Origin of the sequence: Deefgea piscis (assembly GCF_013284055.1) — a bacterium.
GTDB classification, from domain to species: Bacteria; Pseudomonadota; Gammaproteobacteria; order Burkholderiales; family Chitinibacteraceae; genus Deefgea; species Deefgea piscis.
Genome location: NZ_CP054143.1, coordinates 2,202,434 through 2,220,633, shown reverse-complemented (window position 1 = coordinate 2,220,633; position 18,200 = coordinate 2,202,434). Strand labels below are relative to the sequence as shown.

Below are 18,200 nucleotides of genomic sequence, written 5' to 3'. Positions count from 1 at the left end.
ATGTTTAAATGTCAGATCAAATCGATCACCTACTTGGTCGCGATCGCGGTTGCGACGCTAACGCCGCCCGCTTGGGCTGCGATTGAGATTGCCCCTGCTCCCTTGTATGTGGGTGGTTTTGTGCCCGGCAGCTTGGCCTTAGTGCCCTCAGTTGAGTTTCCGACCATTATTAGTCAGGCCAATGTCGGCGCTTATTCATCTGCCAACGAATACACCGGCTATTTTGACGCCAATAAATGCTACACCTACGTCAATGACCCCATAGAGGCCAATCGCCATTTCAAACCCGTCAGCAGAGCAAACGCGCGCAGTTGCTCGGGGAATTGGAGTGGTAATTTTATGAATTGGGCGGTCACACAAACCATAGATCCATTTCGCGCAGCACTAACTGGCGGCTATCGCGTTCGCGATACGGTAGGCGAGACGTGGCTAGAAAAAGCTCGCCATGATCGTGGCGGCGGTTATGGTGATCGCACCAGCAACGTCGCCGGTACTACGCCATTTAGTTGGGGCAATCTGACGATACGCGTCGCCAATTTGGGCAATAAGATGTATTTCACCGGCACTGGTAATGTCAACAACCCAGGCACAGTGCGGCCTTATCCTGATTCAATCAGCAATGCTAAAAAAGATCAGGTGTTTGAAGCCTCGGTGCGCGTGAAAGTCTGCGACTCGGCCTTCCCCGAAAAAAACTGCACGCAATATGGCAGTAATTGGAAGCCAGAGGGCTTGATTCAACAATATTCAAGTAACTTGCAATACAGTATTTTTGGCTATCTCAATGACAGTAACGCACTGCGAGATGGTGGCGTGATGCGCGCCAAAAATAAATTTGTCGGTGAATATAAACTCGACCCCAGCAGCAACCGTTTAGTCGCCAATAGTTCACGCGAATGGGACCCTAGCACAGGGATTTTATACCGCAATCCAGATTCTGCTGATGCGGCCGATACCAATGCGGGCATTCAAGATAGTGGCGTGATTAACTATCTGAATAAGTTTGGCCAAATGACCAATCGCCAACACAAAAGTTACGACCCGGTGAGCGAGCTGTATTACGCCGCGATTCGTTATTTTAAAAACTTGGGCAATGTAGCGAGTTATTCCACTTTGTCCGGCGATAGCACGCAAAAATATGAGCAAGCTGATGGCTTTCCGGTGATTACCCGCTGGGATGATCCGATTAAATACTGGTGCCAAAAAAACGTGATTTTAGGGATTGGCGACGTTAATTCGCACCGAGACAAAAACTTACCGGGCAGTACCCAAAGTCGCGGTGAGCCAAGCATGCCAAGCGAAGTGAGTGATGACAAAACCATTAATGTGGTCACCGCAACGCAAAAAATCGCGCAATTAGAAGGGATCAGCATCAACGATACGCAATTTACTGGCCGCGACAACTCAGCGTATATCGCCGGTTTAGCCTATGACGCGCACACCGTGGATCTGCGCCCCGAAGGGACTAGCAGCAGTAGCGAGCAACTCAAACGCATTAAAGGCATGCAAACCTTATCTACGTATTGGGTTGATGTCCGTGAAGGTGGTGTTTTAGCTAACCGCAGCAGCAATCAATATTGGTTAGCAGCAAAATATGGCGGTTTTAAAGTACCGAATGACTTTAAACCTTACGATAGCAAAACCATCAGCATTGCCGATGCACTGTGGCATACCTCAGGCGAAATTTTATCTCCGACCAACGACAAGCGCCCAGATAATTTCTTTGTCGCTAGTGACGCACAAAATATGGTCTCAGGCCTGACTAAAGCCTTTGCTAGTATCAGCGCCGAGAGAACCAGCTCGGCCGCGGCCCTGACTTCGTCGAGCAATAAAATTGAGCCTGGCGTCGCGGTGTTTCAAACTACGTTTTCTAGCTCTAGCTGGAGTGGTGATTTAAGCGCCTACGCCATCAATCAAACCACGCAAAAACCAGAAAGCACGCCGTTATGGAGCGCCGTTGCCGCACTACCTAAGCCGGCTGACCGTAAAATTTATTTTAATCAAACCCCACAAGCGGCCTCAGGCAAGACTGAATTTAAGCCCGGTGCCAGCGGTTTAGATCCCAATGTATTCACGACTGATATCGTTAACTACTTGCGCGGGGATCGTAGCAAAGAAGTACCGAGTGGCGCTTTTCGAGCACGTAGCAGTGCACTGGGTGACATTGTCAATTCTGCGCCAGTGTATGTCGGCAGCCCTAACCCTCGGCTGTATGCCAAAGACGCCAGCTATGTGCAATTTGCCAAAGACAAAGCCAATCGCACGCCGATGGTGTATGTCGGCGGTAACGACGGCATGTTGCATGGGTTTAATGCTAAAACCGGCGTTGAAGTGTTTGCCTTTATTCCCAATGCGGTACTCAATAAGCAGCTGGCCAACACGGCCTCACCCGACTATAGCCATCAGTACTTTGTCGATGGTGAAATCACCGTGGCCGATATTTATATTAATTCCCGCTGGAAAACGATCTTAGTCGCTAGTCTAGGCCGAGGTGGCCGTGCGACTTTTGCACTGGACGTGACCGACCCCAACAATATGTTGCCACTATGGGAAAACAACCCACAACGCGCGCCAAACATTGGCCAAGTCATTGGTAAACCGGTGATTGCACAATTAGCCAAAGGCAGTTGGAGCGCCATTATGGGCAACGGCCTTAACAGCGCTGGCGACAAAGCCCAATTGATGATGATTGATATCGACAGCGGTGATGCCACCTTTGTCGACACCGGCGTTGCGAGCAATAACGGCCTATCTGCGGCCGACGTGTGGGATACCAATGGCGATGGGATTCATGACACGGCCTACGCGGGCGATCAACGTGGCAATCTTTGGAAATTTAGTAATTTAAAAAGCAACCCCACTGCCTTCAAGCTGTTTAGCGCCACCAGCAGCTCGGGCGCTCAAGCGATTAGCGCGGCACCGATTGCTGTTGTTAACCCCAAAACCAAAGTTCGCTGGGTGTTTTTTGGCACTGGCCGTTTTTTAAATACCAATGACTTAAGCAATAAAGACGTGCAAAGCTGGTATGGGATTATCGACAGCAATCAAGCGGTGGAGCGTAGTAGCTTGATGGCGCGAAGAATCCTCAAAGACGGCTCGACCACCAATGGCTCGATTCGCGTGATGTCCACACCAAGCCCGAATGATATGCAAGGCAAATCAGGCTGGGTGATTGATTTTAAAGGCTCGGGTGTGGCCATCGAGGGCGAACGAATGCTGTTACCGAATCAAATTCGCGGCAATAGCTTAATTGGCACAACTCGGATTCCAGACGGGAGCGATCCTTGTTTACCCGAAGGTCGCGGCTACACCATGGCCATTGATCCATTTAGCGGCGCGAGTTTAGATCAGGGCTTTTTTGATCTCAATGGCGATGGCAAAGTCGATGAAAAAGATCAAATTGATGGTGCTTACGCCAGTGGTGTTGGCTTTGACAGTAGCCCGAATGCGCCGATTTTTGTTGGCGACGGCATGATTTCCAGCTTGGAAAACGCCGGTACTTCACACATTAAAACCCAAGGAAAATTAGGACGCATTGTTCGCACTTCTTGGCGTGAAATTTTAGGAGTTTAAGTTGAAAATCCAATCGCCCTACCGCGCAGCACATGGCTTTACGCTGATTGAAATGATGATTGTGGTCGCCATTATTGGTATTTTGGCCGCGATCGCCTACCCCTCTTACACCCAATACGTAGTGCGTAGCCATCGTGCGGCGGCCAAAGCGTGTCTTTCTGAGCAAGCGCAATTGATGGAGCGCTATTACACCACGCATATGAATTACACCGGCGCGTCACCAACGCTGGCTTGCCAAACGGAGAGCGGCATGGCAACGCGCTATCAATTTACAACGGATATTGCCAGCGCTCGCAGCTACACCGTCACCGCTACACCGCTTGGCACACAATTGAGCCAAGATCGGCAATGCGGCGCGCTGAGTATTGATTCACAAGGTGGTAAAACCGCCAGCGGTAGTGGCGGCGCAGCCGCTTGTTGGTAAAAAAACGGCGCTACCAAGCAGCGCCGTTTTTTTATCTTGCCTGCCCGCTCAAACTGGACACAAGGTCTGCATCTCTTCACCCCGTATCGTATGCACGGCAGTGCCAAAATGCGCTGGCTTCACATGTTGCGTCCATGGTGATTTGGCCAAAGCATGTTTCATATCGGCATAACCGGCATTGCGTCGCTCTAAAATCGATGGCCGAGAAAACTCAGCATCTGAATCGGCAATCTGCTCACCGCTAGGGTGATACACCAAGTGGACAATATCAAAATGCGCATTGCCATTATGCGCGCTCAGGTTCAAATCATCGCTCACCGCGCTAATATCGACGCTAGCACCTTGTGCAACATGATGCATCGCACGGCGATGATTATGTCGCTTGGCCAAAGAATCAATATGCTGCTGAGTACGGCTAGCGTATTGAATCTGTTTTTGTCGCCATGCCACACTGTCCATATTGCGCGGCGCAGGGCCGTGCGCATCCCATAAATCAATCATAAACACCAAGGTGTTGCCGTCGAGCTCACTGTGAAAAATCGCATCCAATGGCGTGTTAGACACACAGCCGCCATCCCAGTACAGCTCACCCTCCACCTCGGTGGCCGGAAACCCCGGAGGTAATGAACCACTGGCCAAAACATGCTCTGGACCGATGGTTTGTCGATGATTATCAAAAAAAACCAACTCACCAGTCGTGACCTTGGTGGCGCCCAACACCAATTGCGCGCCTTGGTGGTTGATCAAATCAAAATTGGCCAAACGCTGCAACGTGGCTCGCATTGGCGAGGTATCGCAAAAACTGGCAGTCTCGGGCGGCATATCATTGAGTAATAAAGGACTAGGAAACCGTGGTTGCCAAAAATTAGGCTGGCCCATGGTGACTGCTTCCATAAAACTCAATTTGTTATACATTCGCCGCCAATCGCCTTGTAGATATTCACCGCTCATATTTTTGCGCGAAATATCTAACCATAATGCATCCAGCTGGCTTAAACGATTTTCAGGGGTATTGCCCGCTAAGATGCAAGCATTAATAGCCCCAATGGATATACCCGCAAAAAAATCCGGCTCTAAGCCGGCTTCATGCAAAGCTTGATACGCACCAATATGATAAGCCCCTAAGGCGCCACCGCCTTGTAGCACCAAGGCAATGCGCGGTTTTTGAGATGCTTTTTTTTCTGCCACAGCCATCAATCGCTCCTTAATCCAATAATCAGCAAACCGGTTTTATTTTTTGCATTACGGGTCATCACGCTGTTGCAAAAAACATTGCTGCGCCGCAGCAAATAAAGCGTAGTCGATGAATGGCACGTTGGCATTATTTTTAATCATCACCATCACCCGGCGATCTTGATCAAGACTCTGAAAGGATTTTAATCATAAACTTACAATAATCTGTACAATCCACCGCACAAATTTGGCTAGCAAGCTAAACACCGATGCAAAAAACCTTTACCGGTCTTCATCCCATTTGATTCACCCTACCTAAGGCGCCAAGATGCTGCGTTTTTTCCTAATTTTATTGTTCATGACCTCGGTGCACGCCGAAACACTGAGCGGCCATATTATTGGCATTAACGATGGCGACACCGCCACGCTACTCACCACCGACAGAAAACCCGTCAAGATTCGCCTGTGGCAAATCGATGCGCCGGAACGAGACCAAGCTTTTGGCGAAAAATCCAAACAATCTTTATCTGATTTAATTTATCGAAAAGACGTCACCGTGCAGGTCGATACCCAAGACCAATATGGGCGCAGCGTCGGCAAAGTGTTTGTTGGCGGGATGGATGTCAATCTGGAACAAATCAAACGCGGCATGGCTTGGTTTTATACCCAATACGGTAGCGATGAAAAATACCGCGCCGCTGAGAAGCAAGCTAAAGCGGCAAAATATGGTTTGTGGATCGACCCTGCAGCTGAAGCGCCATGGCAATGGCGCGCCAGTGGCAAAACCAGTCGCCCAGCCGCCGTTAACCCACCGGCCGCTAACCTACCTGCGCCAAGCAAAGCCACCACCAGCAATCCGTCCGCCATCGTTAGCAATTACCGCTGTGACGGCCGACAACACTGCTCACAAATGAGCTCTTGCGCGGAGGCAACGTACTTCATCAAGCATTGCCCCAATGTCAAAATGGACGGCAATAACGACGGCATTCCGTGTGAAAAACAATGGTGTAAATAAGGCAGATTCACCTCAGCGTTAAGCAACTCAAATCCAACACAGAGGCGCAGAGACGCGGAGCAAACCAGAGCAAAAAAATCAGCAAAACACGGCTTAAATCGTGTTTGCTCAGTTCTGATTTGGCCTTTCTCCGTGCCTCTGCGTCTCTGCGTCAAAAAGGTTTTATTGCGTTTAGCAGTTTGATCTGACTTGGTTTTCTCTGCGTCAAAAAGACTTTCGTCAGTGCGGCATAACGATCGATTGATCCTCATGCCGCAACGCAATCCACTGAACAAGCTGCGTCCCTGCAATTAATTCACTTTCACCTCAAGCACTCCTGATTGAATCGACAACTGCGTGTCTTTCATAATGATCTGGCTAGGCACTTGGCCGTTTTGCAAGGGGTTGATTTTGCGGAAGGTGCATTGCAATTGCGTCGGGGTTAATTTCACCACCGCGTAGCCTTGTGCATCAGTATCGGCGTAACGGATCCATGGATTATTCACCGGTGCTGCCCCCGTTGTTGGATTGGCAAAGGGATTCAAAAATGGCGTGACTTGGCTGGCAGGAATCTGCGCCGCCGTGATGCCGCCGCCGACTTTTTGCGCGATATTTTGTGCAATAAAACCGGCGAGTGTTTGCGCGGCGATGGATTTTTTAGTCGCCGCCAAGTTGGCAATCAGCGCGGCAATGGTTTGCCCGAGTTGGCCACCAAGCAAATCATTAAAAGTATTCACCTCGCTGCGGCTTAAACCTGCCGTGGCGACAAAAGCTTGCGCCGGCACAATTTTGGCCTGTATTGCTGCCGTCACCGCGGCGCTCACTTGGCTGCTATTACTTAAATCGCTGACCCCAGCTTGCTGCGCGATACCGACGCTGAGCATTTGAATCGCAATTTGCTCCGCCCCCGCCTCACTACTAAACACCAAAGCCTGCGCGCTCGCCAAAGCCGGGTCACGCACCGCACTGGCAAAATAATGGTAGAACGAATCGCTACTCATTCCCGCCGTCACCAAATCGATCAATGCTGGCGTATTGGGCGGCGTAGCGCTGTAGTCGGCGTGAGCCACACCGGCGTAAAAACTATGAATATCACCAGTAATCGCCACCACATTTTTGATTTGATTTTGGCGAATAAATTGCAGCAAATCGCTGCGCTCGGCATTAAATCCGTCCCACTGATCGGCGTTAAGGACCAAGTCTTGCTGCAAGGCGCTTGGCACGCCGGGCAAATTGCGGGCATCTAAGCGCATTTTGAGTAAAGACACTTCATTGCCCCACACCTTCCACTGCGCTTTGGAATTTTTAAGTGTACTTTTCCACCAATCACGTTGGGTTTTACCCAAAATCGACACCAGCGCCAACTCGTCGCCCTGTGCTTTACCGATGGCCATTTTTTGCGCTTCTACCGCGCTTAATTGCTGGCTAGGCACCAAATACCGACTGCCAACACTGCTGCCCACTGCCGCTTCGGGCAAGATATGGTCAGCGCGGTAAAGTCGCTCGTCGGTCATCACCAAATGCATCAGCTGGCCAAATTGAAAATCGCGATACAGTCGCACGGTATGAAAACTACTGGCCTTGGCGTCAAACACGATGTCTGCCGGCATAAATTCATACCATGCTTGATTGGCCGAACGGCGACGCGTTGTTTCGTGCTTGTTATCACCGCCGCGCTGCGGATCGTAAGTCCCATTATCGTAGGTGGTCGCATCGCCCCAGCAATCATCAGAAAACTCATGATCATCCCAGATGGCAATCATCGCAAAGCGCGCATGCACTTGCTGCAAGCGTGGGTCGCTGCGGTATTGTTTATACAGCGCGCGGTAATCGGCCAAAGTCAGCGCATAGCGCGCACCGCTATTGCCCGCTTTAAATGCACCATCAGGTAGTTTTAGCGCGCCGTGACGAGCTTCAACCTGACCGGTTTGAAAGTCTTCACCAATGGTTTCATAAATATAATCGCCAAGATGGACGATAAAATCGAGATCCTCAGTCAACAATTGGCTAAAGCCGCCCCAGTGATGAATGCTCCAATCCTGACAAGACAAAAACGCAAACTGCAATTGCGCTAAATCAGCATTGGCTGCCGCTGCGGTTTTAAAGCGCCCCACCATCGAGCGCGAACCATTCACAATAAACTGATACCCATAGTAGGTATTGCCCGCTAAGCCAGTTAATTTGTGGCGTACGCTGTGATCCCACTCAGAGAGCGCCTCGAGCGTGACATTAGCAACCACTTTACCCGTTATCACCCCTTCGCTACCGGTCAAGCCCGCTGGATCGCCCTCGGTCACCAATAACTGAATCGTGCTATTCATTGCCGCACCTTGGCTGGCAATCGGATCAACATTGCGCGGTAAAACGCGAGTCCATAAGACGATGCTATCGCTGCGTGGATCGCCAGCCGCAATGCCTTGTGGAAACTGATACTGCATAGGATTAGGACTCGAACTTGGGCTTAGACTCTCTGTTGGCCCTAAAGCCGAGTCAGTGCCACCACAAGCAGTGAGTAAAATTGGGCTAGCTGCGCTGGCAGTCATAAAGCCAGCAAGACGAATAAATTGACGGCGATCCACGGTTTTCTCCCAGAAAGAACGCCATCCTCCTCGCCTTGTATTGCAACAATATAAACGGGTGTTTTATTTTTGATTCTGTTGTAAGCGTGCCTAGCCGCGTCTGCCTAAAGAGGCAAAACTCAAGTCACCCATCGCCATTTTTAAACTGTACAGATGTCGATAAAATCCAAGCCAACAAAAAGCCCTGCAGGTATTAAGCTGCAGGGCTTTTGTGGTTGGTCTAGAGCTCAATACTTAATGCGTTGCTAGGTGAATAAAGATTTGTGCGCCAACCAGCATAAAGTCGTCATCGACAAAATACGGGTTTGCGTGCAAATAGTTATTGATGCCTTTGCTGCGATTGCCGCTGCCTAAAAAGAACATCGCACCACGTTGCTCGCGAGCGGCGTTCACCATCAGGCTAAAGTCTTCGCTGCCAGTCATGGGTTTGCAATCGGCTTGCAGCAGCTCAGCAGGAATAATGTCCTTGGCTGCTCTGACTACGCGCTGATATGCATCTGGATGATTAATCACTGCTGGGTAACCGCAGTAATCCATGCTGGTAACAAAACCGCGCAAGGTGCTTTCTTTAACAATCCCATCAAAACTATTTTTTAAGATTTGATCGGTATTGGCATCCATGGCGCGAATCGTGCCGCGCGCTTGGGCATGGTCGGCAACGGCATTGGGAATCGTGCCGCCATGAAACATACCGCAGCCAAAAACGGCGGGGCTAAATGGGCTGGTTTTTTTGGCGACGATATAGTCAAAATCCATAACGATTCTGGCGGTTTCGCGAATCGCATCCAGACCTTTTTCTGGCGTTGAGCCATGCGCCGAAATCCCTTGCACATCCAAAGTCCAAGCCGAACCATACGACGACATTACGCCAGCATTAATCAGCACCGTACCGCATTCGCGTGAGGCATCGTTATGCAGGGCATACACTTCGTCAACGCCGTCCATGCAGCCCAATTCAACCATTTTATCCGCGCCCGGCACGCGCATATCTTCTTCGGCCATTTGGAATACAAAGCGCACATTGTGCTTTAATTCTTCACGGTGCAAAGCCAGATAACGCGCGGCAGTCAGCGCAATGGTCATATGCGTATCATGACCACAATTGTGCGCGCAGCCGGCATGTGTTGAGCTATACGCATCATTGGTCAGGTCATCCATCGCCAAGGCATCCATATCGGCACGGAAAGCCACGCGGCGCGCATCAGGATTGATATCTAAATCAGCAACAAAGCCAGTAAAGCCAGCAAACGTTGTGATTTGGTAACCCACTTCACGCATCAAGTCTTGGCAGAACTGCGTGGTTTTATGCTCTTGCCCAGATAACTCTGGGATTTGATGCAAGTGACGACGCGTTTGAATACTAAAGTCGTGCAACTCACGCAATTTGGCGTTCAATTGAAAGGCATTTAACGTGCTCATTTAGATGATTCCTTTCATTTGGAAGCCAATTTGCGCCACCAAGGATGCGCCAAAGAAGCAGCTAGTCGAAACAATCAAGAAAATCACGATGACTTTCCACGACATTTTTTTCAATTCTTCCATCTGGCCACCCACTGACAAACCAGCAAAAGTCAGCAAAGGTACACAGCAAGACAGAAAAGAGACTTTACCAATCGATTCTAAAAAATAAGCACGCACCAGCGTATCGGGCAAACAAATCGCAATACCGATCAAAGTCGCGTAGGCAAAAGTCGGTAGCGACGATGGAATAAACTGTTTGGCAACCAGGGATAAAAACACCACGATCGACATCGCTAAAAAGCTATGCAGCATGTCAACAATCGGCGTTCCTGTCGTCAGTAACTGGGTAAACATGGCTAAGATAATGGCCATGAACACCAGTTTCATATCGATTAAGATGGCTTTCATTGAATTTAGCCCTCCTTTTTATTACAAAATTTATACATAAATTCAGCCAGCGGTACACCAAGGTAAGTCAAAGACAAAGCGCCTAATACCGATGACAATAAATTTGATGCGGCAGCAATACTGAGTACTTTTTGTGCCACAAGTGGATCTAGACCATGAATCAAAGCGCCTGATGCAGCACTGAGCATTGAGCCACTACCTACGCCAGCACCAGCGGCCAAGGCCAATGGATTTAAGCCAGTCAATGGGCCTAAACTGCCCAAAATACTGAACCACAAGGTACCAACCACAGAGCCACATAGATAAATCGCCAACACGCCAACGTACTCTGGGCTGCCGGTACCAAATCGACCTTGAATCACGGCAATAGATGGCTCGCGACTAATTGACGAGCAAGCGCCGATGGCTTTACGGCCAAAACCAAATTTCACCGCCAATGGAATCGCGATAAAAATTGGCAATAAATTGCCTAACTCTTGCATCACCAAAGGAATACCGGCGGTAACGATAATGTCTAGATTAGGAATAATCATGCCGGCGTATTGGGTACCGAGTACCAATAGACAAATGCCGACCATTTTGGAACAGAAGCTTTCTTCTTTTTCAGTAAAGATTTGGCCCCAAGCTTTTACTTTTTGCTTAGTCCAATTGACTGACAAACCCATCCCAATCATCACCGCAAACAACATTGGCAAGATCGGCAATTTAGCAATGCCAACATCGATTTCTTGTTTGCCAATAATAAATTGCGCAATAAAAATAACAATGGCAGCGACAATCCCACTGGTCACCGCAATTTTTATTCCGCTTCGACTAGGGCCTGACTCATCCGCTAGCGGCGTTGCGCTGGCATGATCCTGATTTGTGGACATTATTTTCCTTTGCTTAAAGCATACCCAACGGTATCGTTTCCGAATGTTAGCGATAGTAAGGCAAGCCCAAGGGCGAAAAATTGACTGACATCAATTTTTAACAGCCGAACCGTAGTGACATAATGCCAAGTAAAAGTCAGCCCAATTAGTAAGCCATTGTGTTAACTACCGCGTTTCAGACCACAAAAATAACCATAAAAAACATCACGATAAGCAGCAAACAAGTGAGAAAATAGCTTTTCATAAAATTACACTTAGCGTAAAAAACCGCCTACTTATTTGAGCTATTTACACGCTGAAGTGGCGCCAGCTTGGCGTTCAGACGGCAACGCTGGCTCGCTTGCGCTATACCAAATGATCAACTCGCCACAGGCCAAGATCATGAGTAACTACCGCATCGAAACCGATTCTTTTGGCGCCATACAAGTCGCAGATTCGGCGCTATGGGGCGCGCAAACACAGCGCTCTTTAATGCATTTTCATATTTCGACTGAGCGGATGCCGCCCGAACTGATGTTAGCTTTAGCGCGCGTGAAGCGCGCCTGCGCGGCCAGTAATCAAGCACTGGGATTAATCGACAGCAGTAAAGCCAACGCAATTATTGCCGCTGCCGATGAAGTGCTCGCTGGGCAACACGCAGCGGCGTTTCCCCTCTTGGTTTGGCAAACAGGTTCAGGCACACAAAGCAATATGAATATGAATGAAGTGCTCGCCAATCGAGCGTCTGAATTACTCGGCGGCTCGCGCGGCGCGGCGCGATTATTGCACCCCAATGACGACGTTAACCTTGGGCAATCGAGTAATGATATTTTCCCCACCGCGATGCACGTTGCTGCCGCACAAGGGATGCAAGATGAGTTATTACCCAATTTGGCCCGTCTGATTGAAAGCCTGCGCAGCAAGTCGGCCGAGTTTGCCGACATTGTCAAAATCGGTCGCACGCACTTACAAGACGCCACTCCGATCACGCTAGGGCAAGAAATATCCGGCTGGTATAGCCAGCTAGAGCACGCCGAACGCATGCTCAAACTCAGTTTACCGTCCTTATGCCAATTGGCCGTTGGTGGTACCGCCGTTGGCACTGGGCTCAATACGCATCCACAATTTGGCGCTCGCGTTGCGGCCGAATTAGCGCTGCACACGGGTTTACCCTTTGAAAGCGCCAGCAATAAGTTTGCCGCTTTAGCTGGGCACGATGCGATGGTTAGCGCGCATGGTGCGATGAAAACCTTGGCCACGGCCTTAATTAAAATCGCCAATGATATTCGCTGGCTAGCCTCTGGCCCGCGCTGTGGCTTGGGCGAATTGCAATTACCTGAAAACGAACCGGGCAGCTCAATCATGCCCGGCAAAGTCAATCCAACCCAATGCGAAGCAATGACGATGCTGTGTTGCCAAGTATTAGGCAACGATGTCGCCATCAGCATCGGCGCGGCATCGGGCAATTTTGAACTTAATGTTTTTAAGCCCTTAATTGCTTATAACTTTTTGCAAAGCTTGCGCCTTTTGCGCGATGGTATGGCGAGCCTCACAACGCATTGTATTGTCGGCATCAGCGCGCAGCGCGAGCATATTGCCGCACTGCTTGAACAATCCTTAATGCTGGTCACCGCGCTCAGCCCGCATTTGGGCTACGATCAATCGGCAGAAATCGCCAAATACGCCCTGAAACAAAACTGCACTTTAAAACAAGCCGCGCTGGATTTAGGTCTATTAACCGGCGAGCAATTTGATACCTGGGTGAATGCCAAAGCGATGACGCATTCCTAAAATCGGCTACCGTCGGCGTGACCGCTGCTGACACGGGTTTAGCGCTCAAGCAAGGTCTAAGAAGCGATGCATCGTTGGCGACATGCACTGGCTACACAGCGCAATCATCGCAAAAAGGGCCGCAACCGCGGCCCTTTTTCTTTATCCAACCCTGATGATCAGTCGAGCAATTTCAAGCGATGACTAGAGCATGACTGAAGCAATTACTGGCAGGCGCCCAAATCTTGCCACGGCATAGCGCTACCGGTATTGCGGCTTGGCCGCTCGCCTTGACTGAGCCATTTGGCTTGATATTGATGGCCTTGATCAGTGACAACACTACCCGCTGGATAACTCATCTGGCTTTGCCAAGGGCTAGCACAGCTAAGTGTTTTGCCGCTCATCGTCACGCTACGCAGCGTTTGCAATGGTTGATTGGCCGCGGCAATAGCACGAATTTCGCTAGCTGGTAAAGCGCGATTCCACACGGCAACATCGTCAAAAGCCAAGACAAATTTTTCTTTCGGATAGCGCTTATAGTAATCACCACGGGCGTCTTCATTGAGCGCCCAACGCTGATAACTGGGGATGATTTTGCCCGTCACATTGGCGTACGACAGCACACTCTCACCAATCAAACCGGCCGCATTGCTGGCATAACAGCGCATGCGTTTTTGCGCTGGCTCAAGCACAATCGCCACATACACCCAAGCGCCAGTGACCATGCCTAAATACGTATCCGCGCGATTGGTGCCATCGCCAATATTAAATTTAAAGCGACCATCGCCCGAATGGCCAATTGAAATACCGATATTTTTGCCCGATGCCCAGTCTTTATTGGCCACCACACTGCACATATTGCTGCCCATATTGCTTGGCATTTTGACCCAAAACCCGAGCGTAAAATCAGCGGCACTCGGATCAAAAGGCATAAATGCAGCACTACCCTTAGTGGCATCAAGCTGCAAGGCAGATAAATATTTGGCGCCAGCGCTATACCCTACGGCTCCAACGGGCGTTAACGCCGCATTACCGATCTCATCATTGAGGGTGTTTTCAAATTGATAATAATGACTCACTTGGCTCAGTAAGGCGGCGGTAAACGGCGCTTGCACCGGCGGAGTTGGCGTGGGTGCCGGACTTGGCGTTGGCGTTGTCACACCCGCTATCGGCAAGCGGCCCGGATACGTTTGGCTGATACCGCCTTCGATATGACCGCAGTATTCATAAATAAACCGGCCGCTACTGTCATTGGCGAGCAAAATCATCACGTCATACCAATTATTCAGCGTTGCAATCGTCCAGCTAGCGCTGGCATTCGCGCCAATCACTTGCTGGCTGCGTTGCCCAGTTAGATAGTCATCGACATACAGCGTTAACACCGCTGGGGCGCGATTTTGCACCTGCAGCGTGATAAAACCACCACTCAAATTGGGCACCATGCTGATTTGCGGATAAGCGCCATTTTGCCAAGCATTGGGCAATAAACTACCGGCAAAGCGTCGATAAAAACTATTTGGCCCATGAATTGCCAAATCAAACTGCCCAGCACTGGCGGCGGCACCCTCAATGACTTGGTTTTGTGCGCTGTTGCTCGGTACGGTGACAAAAATCGGATTAAACACCAAACTTTGATAGCCATGAATATCAAAAGCCGCCGCTTGCGCCCCGCTATTACTCATTTGCAGCGTGATTTTTTTACTCGCAACATCCACCACGGCATCGACATTGACTTGCACCGCCACTGGGCGTAATGGTCGCGAACCACCAGCCGAACTCATCGGCACGGCGGTTTCTCCATTCGGTTTCGCGGCCGGCAAACTGCTACAGGCAAAAGCGGCATCACTGGCCAAAATGGCGGTATCGGGTACGCCGGTTGGATAGGCATAAGGGCTGGCCGTAAAATCAAAGCCATCCATTAAATCAGCACAGACACTACGCCGCCACGCACTGATATTCGGTTCTTGCACGCCGGTGAATTTTTCTAAAAAGCGTATCGTCGAGGTTAAATCACACGTTTGGCTATAGACATAACCGCCAATACTCCACGGTGAAATCAGCCACGTTGGCATACGGTGGCCTAAGCCCAGCGGAAAACCGTTTTTCCACTCATTGGCTGTACCAATCGGCGCTGTGGGCGGCACAACGTGATCAAATATCCCGCCGTTTTCGTCATAGGTATAAATAAATACGGTTTTTTCCCACACTGCGGGATTGCTCGCCAGCGCATCTAAAAAAATCTTGGCGTAATTGGCGCCAGCATTTGGTGCATGGGCTGGGTGCTCAGACAATGCCGCAGGGGCAATAATCCAGCTCACCGCCGGCAACGTATTGTTGGTCACATCTTGAGCAAATGCATCGCGGCTGCGCTTAACCATTCCGTTTAAATACAAAGGTGAACTAGGCAGTGCGGTTTTAAACTTGGTAAACCACGCTAGCGCATTGTCATCATAATTATCTTGCTCTTGATACATTTTCCAGCTGACACCCGCCGCTTGCAGCCGCTCGGCATAGGAGGTCCAGGTAAATGGAATCACTTCGCTATTGTCCATGACCGCGCCTGCAGACCATAGCCCTTGGCCATTACTGCCGCTCATTAAAAATAAGCGATTGGGATTGGTACTGGTATTACTCGAACAAAAGAAATGATCGCACGTAGTAAAAACATCGGATAAAGCGTGGTGAAAAGGAATGTCTTCGCGCTGGTAATAACCCATCGCATAATTGCCTTTATTGGCAATCCATTGATTCATTTGCCCGCCATTAAATGCATTACGGCCAGAAACCCAATCATGCGTCACATCAACCATGCATTGACCATTGCTGGTTTTGCTATTGAGGCGAAACGGCCAAATGGGCTGATTATTGGCATTTTTTTGCGCAAAAACGCTACTGCCATCGGGTTGGCGTAATGGATGTGGATCATTAAAGCCACGCACGCCATTGAGCGTGCCTAAATAATGATCGAAAGAGCGGTTTTCCTGACTCAAAATCACCACATGCGCCACCGAAGACAAACTACCGCTACTAGTCCCTGCGGCTAAAGCGCGTTGCACGCTCAAAGGCAAAGCGGCTAATGCGCCGCTGGCGCTGGCATATTTTAAAAACTGACGACGATCGAACCCCATGACTTCTCCTTAGAAAAGTCAGCATCGTCGTCTAGATGTATTGAAGTTTTATCACGGCCAAATCAAATTTATATGACATACGCCAATTCGTTCCGCATCCAAGCTGCAAATAGCTCGCGCCGCCTGATGCCGTAAGCTGACGCCTCAGAATATGCAACAGCAATAAAAACAGGGCACCCGAAGGTGCCCTGTGGTTAATTTAAGACGCTGTGCTTTTGAGTTGTCGGCAACGCAATTAGCTACCCATTGAGCCAGCGTGTTTCGCCGCTTCATTGGCTTGCTCGGCGGCCGAAGGCGCGGTGTATTCTTTTTCTGCGGCGCGGACGGCACCAGCGACAAAAGTAAACACCAAGGCCAGCATTAAGAGGATTTTCATCGTCCTACTCCTTTATCGATTCATCCAGCTTTAGCTATAGCCCTCTCCAGATTGAAATCGGTCTAAATAGCGCTCAACGGCGCCATTTGGCTGGATCATCGGAGGTTTATTTGCTGCCTGAAAAACCCTAGCGCCTTGCTGTCAGTTTGAGTCTGGCTCATGCCCTTCTTGCTGCGCTCTGGCGGCTGCGGCGCGTAATTTATCTTTTTTACTCATTCGGGCGCCTTTAATCCCGCCCTCACCCGAACCAGCAACGGCTTGCTCTTGCGCGATAAAACCATCGATATGCTCGCGTACAATTCGCATTTCAAGGCGTTTTTCCAGCAGTCTAAAATGCGCTTCACTGTGCGGCGTCACCAAGCTAATCGCCACGCCACTGCCACCGGCACGGGCAGTGCGGCCAATACGGTGGGTGTAATCGGCGGGCGAGCGCGGTAAGTCAAAATTAATCACGCACGGCAAGTCGTCAATATCAATGCCGCGCCCAGCTAAATCGGTTGCCACCACCACTTGTAGATTACTGGATTTAAATTCCGCCAAGACTTGGCTACGCCGACCTTGGCTAAATTCACCATGAAACGGCGCAGCTTTAATTCCGGCACTGGCTAAATAGCGCGCTAATTGTTCCGCGATATTTTTCGATGCAACAAACACCAAAGCCCGCGCATCGCCACTATCCAAAATCAACTGCACCAATAAATCAGCGCGCTGCGCTTCATCCACCACAATCGCACGCTGCAAAATATCCGGGCGATTTTCAGCGTTGTTTTCGATAATAATTCGCGTTGGCTGCTGCAAAATGGCATCGGCCAGCGCATTAACATTGCTTGGAAAGGTTGCCGAGAATAATAAATTTTGTCTCTGGCTGGGTAGCAAGGCCAAAATGCGATTAATTTCTTCGCTAAAGCCCATATCCAGCAAGCGATCGGCTTCATCGAGCACCAACGTGGTAAAGGCTTCGGGCTTAATCGCATTTTGCCCGATCAAATCGAGCAAACGCCCCGGTGTGGCCACCAACACATCCGCGCGGCCGCGCAATTGCATCATTTGTGGATTGATCGACACCCCGCCAAACACAGCAACGACTTTAATTGGCGTCGCCAGCATTTGTACCAGCGATTTGATTTCTTGCCCCACCTGCATCGCCAACTCACGCGTTGGCACCAAAATCAACACCTTACGCCCAGCGCCTTGCACCAATTGCAATAAAGGCAAAGCAAAAGCCGCGGTTTTACCCGATCCAGTCGCCGCCTGCGCCAGCACGTCCTCACCACGTAAAATCGCCGGAATTGCCGCGGCTTGAATTGGCGTAGGCTGAAGGAATTTTTTCTTGCTGGCAGCAAGGGCTAGAGCGGGCGATAAACCCAAAGCGCTAAAGGGCATAGCAGGCCTTAATCAAAGAATATGTCGTGCATGATACCAAGTGAGGGGGCCACTGGACGAAAAACATCGCGGTTTGGCTTAGC

Annotated in this window: 12 protein-coding genes; 4 read left to right on the top strand and 8 right to left on the bottom strand. The window is 50.0% G+C overall.

What is annotated here, in order from left to right; genetic code table 11:
* Both HQN60_RS10425 and HQN60_RS16240 read left to right on the top strand, forming a co-directional pair.
* The gene (locus tag HQN60_RS10425; RefSeq protein ID WP_173533580.1) at positions 1-3,570 is read left to right on the top strand and encodes a pilus assembly protein; all 3,570 of its coding nucleotides are present in this window, start codon (positions 1-3) and stop codon (positions 3,568-3,570) included.
* A 1-nt stretch (position 3,571) separates the two neighbouring features.
* Complete coding sequence (locus HQN60_RS16240; protein WP_308419403.1) at positions 3,572-3,994, top strand: type IV pilin protein; 423 nt, start codon at positions 3,572-3,574, stop codon at positions 3,992-3,994.
* Positions 3,995-4,042: 48 nt separating this feature from the next.
* On the opposite strand, the gene HQN60_RS10415 is transcribed toward HQN60_RS16240, so the two are convergent.
* On the bottom strand, positions 4,043-5,188 hold the full coding sequence (locus tag HQN60_RS10415) for a patatin-like phospholipase family protein (protein WP_173533579.1): 1,146 nt from the start codon (positions 5,186-5,188) through the stop codon (positions 4,043-4,045).
* Positions 5,189-5,495: 307 nt separating this feature from the next.
* Between HQN60_RS10415 and HQN60_RS16235 the strand changes: the two genes are divergently transcribed.
* On the top strand, positions 5,496-6,182 hold the full coding sequence (locus HQN60_RS16235; RefSeq protein WP_173533578.1) for a thermonuclease family protein: 687 nt from the start codon (positions 5,496-5,498) through the stop codon (positions 6,180-6,182).
* Between the two features lie 290 nt (positions 6,183-6,472).
* On the opposite strand, the gene HQN60_RS10405 is transcribed toward HQN60_RS16235, so the two are convergent.
* The 4 genes from HQN60_RS10405 to HQN60_RS10390 form a co-directional block, all read right to left on the bottom strand.
* Positions 6,473-8,740, bottom strand: coding sequence for an alkaline phosphatase D family protein (locus tag HQN60_RS10405; protein WP_173533577.1), 2,268 nt, complete (start codon positions 8,738-8,740; stop codon positions 6,473-6,475).
* A 234-nt stretch (positions 8,741-8,974) separates the two neighbouring features.
* A complete protein-coding gene (locus HQN60_RS10400) occupies positions 8,975-10,159 on the bottom strand; it encodes a M20 metallopeptidase family protein (RefSeq protein ID WP_173533576.1) in 1,185 nt (394 codons plus the stop codon).
* Positions 10,160-10,609: a hypothetical protein gene (locus HQN60_RS10395; protein ID WP_173533575.1), complete on the bottom strand. Its 450-nt coding sequence runs from the start codon at positions 10,607-10,609 to the stop codon at positions 10,160-10,162.
* Positions 10,610-10,614: 5 nt separating this feature from the next.
* Positions 10,615-11,481, bottom strand: coding sequence for a DUF3100 domain-containing protein (locus HQN60_RS10390; RefSeq protein ID WP_173533574.1), 867 nt, complete (start codon positions 11,479-11,481; stop codon positions 10,615-10,617).
* A 381-nt stretch (positions 11,482-11,862) separates the two neighbouring features.
* Here HQN60_RS10390 and fumC point away from each other — a divergent pair, with 381 nt between their 5' ends.
* Positions 11,863-13,251 carry a class II fumarate hydratase gene (gene fumC / locus HQN60_RS10385; RefSeq protein WP_173533573.1) on the top strand — a complete coding sequence of 463 codons (1,389 nt, stop codon included), beginning with the start codon at positions 11,863-11,865 and terminating at the stop codon, positions 13,249-13,251.
* 203 nt (positions 13,252-13,454) lie between these two features.
* On the opposite strand, the gene HQN60_RS10380 is transcribed toward fumC, so the two are convergent.
* The 3 genes from HQN60_RS10380 to HQN60_RS10370 form a co-directional block, all read right to left on the bottom strand.
* Positions 13,455-16,358, bottom strand: coding sequence for a phosphocholine-specific phospholipase C (locus HQN60_RS10380; RefSeq protein WP_173533572.1), 2,904 nt, complete (start codon positions 16,356-16,358; stop codon positions 13,455-13,457).
* 235 nt (positions 16,359-16,593) lie between these two features.
* Complete coding sequence (locus tag HQN60_RS10375) at positions 16,594-16,734, bottom strand: hypothetical protein (protein ID WP_173533571.1); 141 nt, start codon at positions 16,732-16,734, stop codon at positions 16,594-16,596.
* Between the two features lie 141 nt (positions 16,735-16,875).
* The gene (locus tag HQN60_RS10370) at positions 16,876-18,117 is read right to left on the bottom strand and encodes a DEAD/DEAH box helicase (RefSeq protein WP_173533570.1); all 1,242 of its coding nucleotides are present in this window, start codon (positions 18,115-18,117) and stop codon (positions 16,876-16,878) included.
* Positions 18,118-18,200: the final 83 nt, after the last annotated feature.

Bases quoted from the DNA above. Each gene is read 5' to 3' on its own strand.
- HQN60_RS10390 (WP_173533574.1), bottom strand. From the start codon at position 11,481: ATGTCCACAAATCAGGATCATGCCAGCGCAACGCCGCTAGCGGATGAG.
- HQN60_RS10425 (WP_173533580.1), top strand. From the start codon at position 1: ATGTTTAAATGTCAGATCAAATCGATCACCTACTTGGTCGCGATCGCG.
- HQN60_RS10400 (WP_173533576.1), bottom strand. From the start codon at position 10,159: ATGAGCACGTTAAATGCCTTTCAATTGAACGCCAAATTGCGTGAGTTG.
- HQN60_RS16235 (WP_173533578.1), top strand. From the start codon at position 5,496: ATGCTGCGTTTTTTCCTAATTTTATTGTTCATGACCTCGGTGCACGCC.
- HQN60_RS10380 (WP_173533572.1), bottom strand. From the start codon at position 16,358: ATGGGGTTCGATCGTCGTCAGTTTTTAAAATATGCCAGCGCCAGCGGC.
- HQN60_RS10370 (WP_173533570.1), bottom strand. From the start codon at position 18,117: ATGCCCTTTAGCGCTTTGGGTTTATCGCCCGCTCTAGCCCTTGCTGCC.
- fumC (WP_173533573.1), top strand. From the start codon at position 11,863: ATGAGTAACTACCGCATCGAAACCGATTCTTTTGGCGCCATACAAGTC.
- HQN60_RS10415 (WP_173533579.1), bottom strand. From the start codon at position 5,188: ATGGCTGTGGCAGAAAAAAAAGCATCTCAAAAACCGCGCATTGCCTTG.
- HQN60_RS10375 (WP_173533571.1), bottom strand. From the start codon at position 16,734: ATGAAAATCCTCTTAATGCTGGCCTTGGTGTTTACTTTTGTCGCTGGT.
- HQN60_RS10395 (WP_173533575.1), bottom strand. From the start codon at position 10,609: ATGAAAGCCATCTTAATCGATATGAAACTGGTGTTCATGGCCATTATC.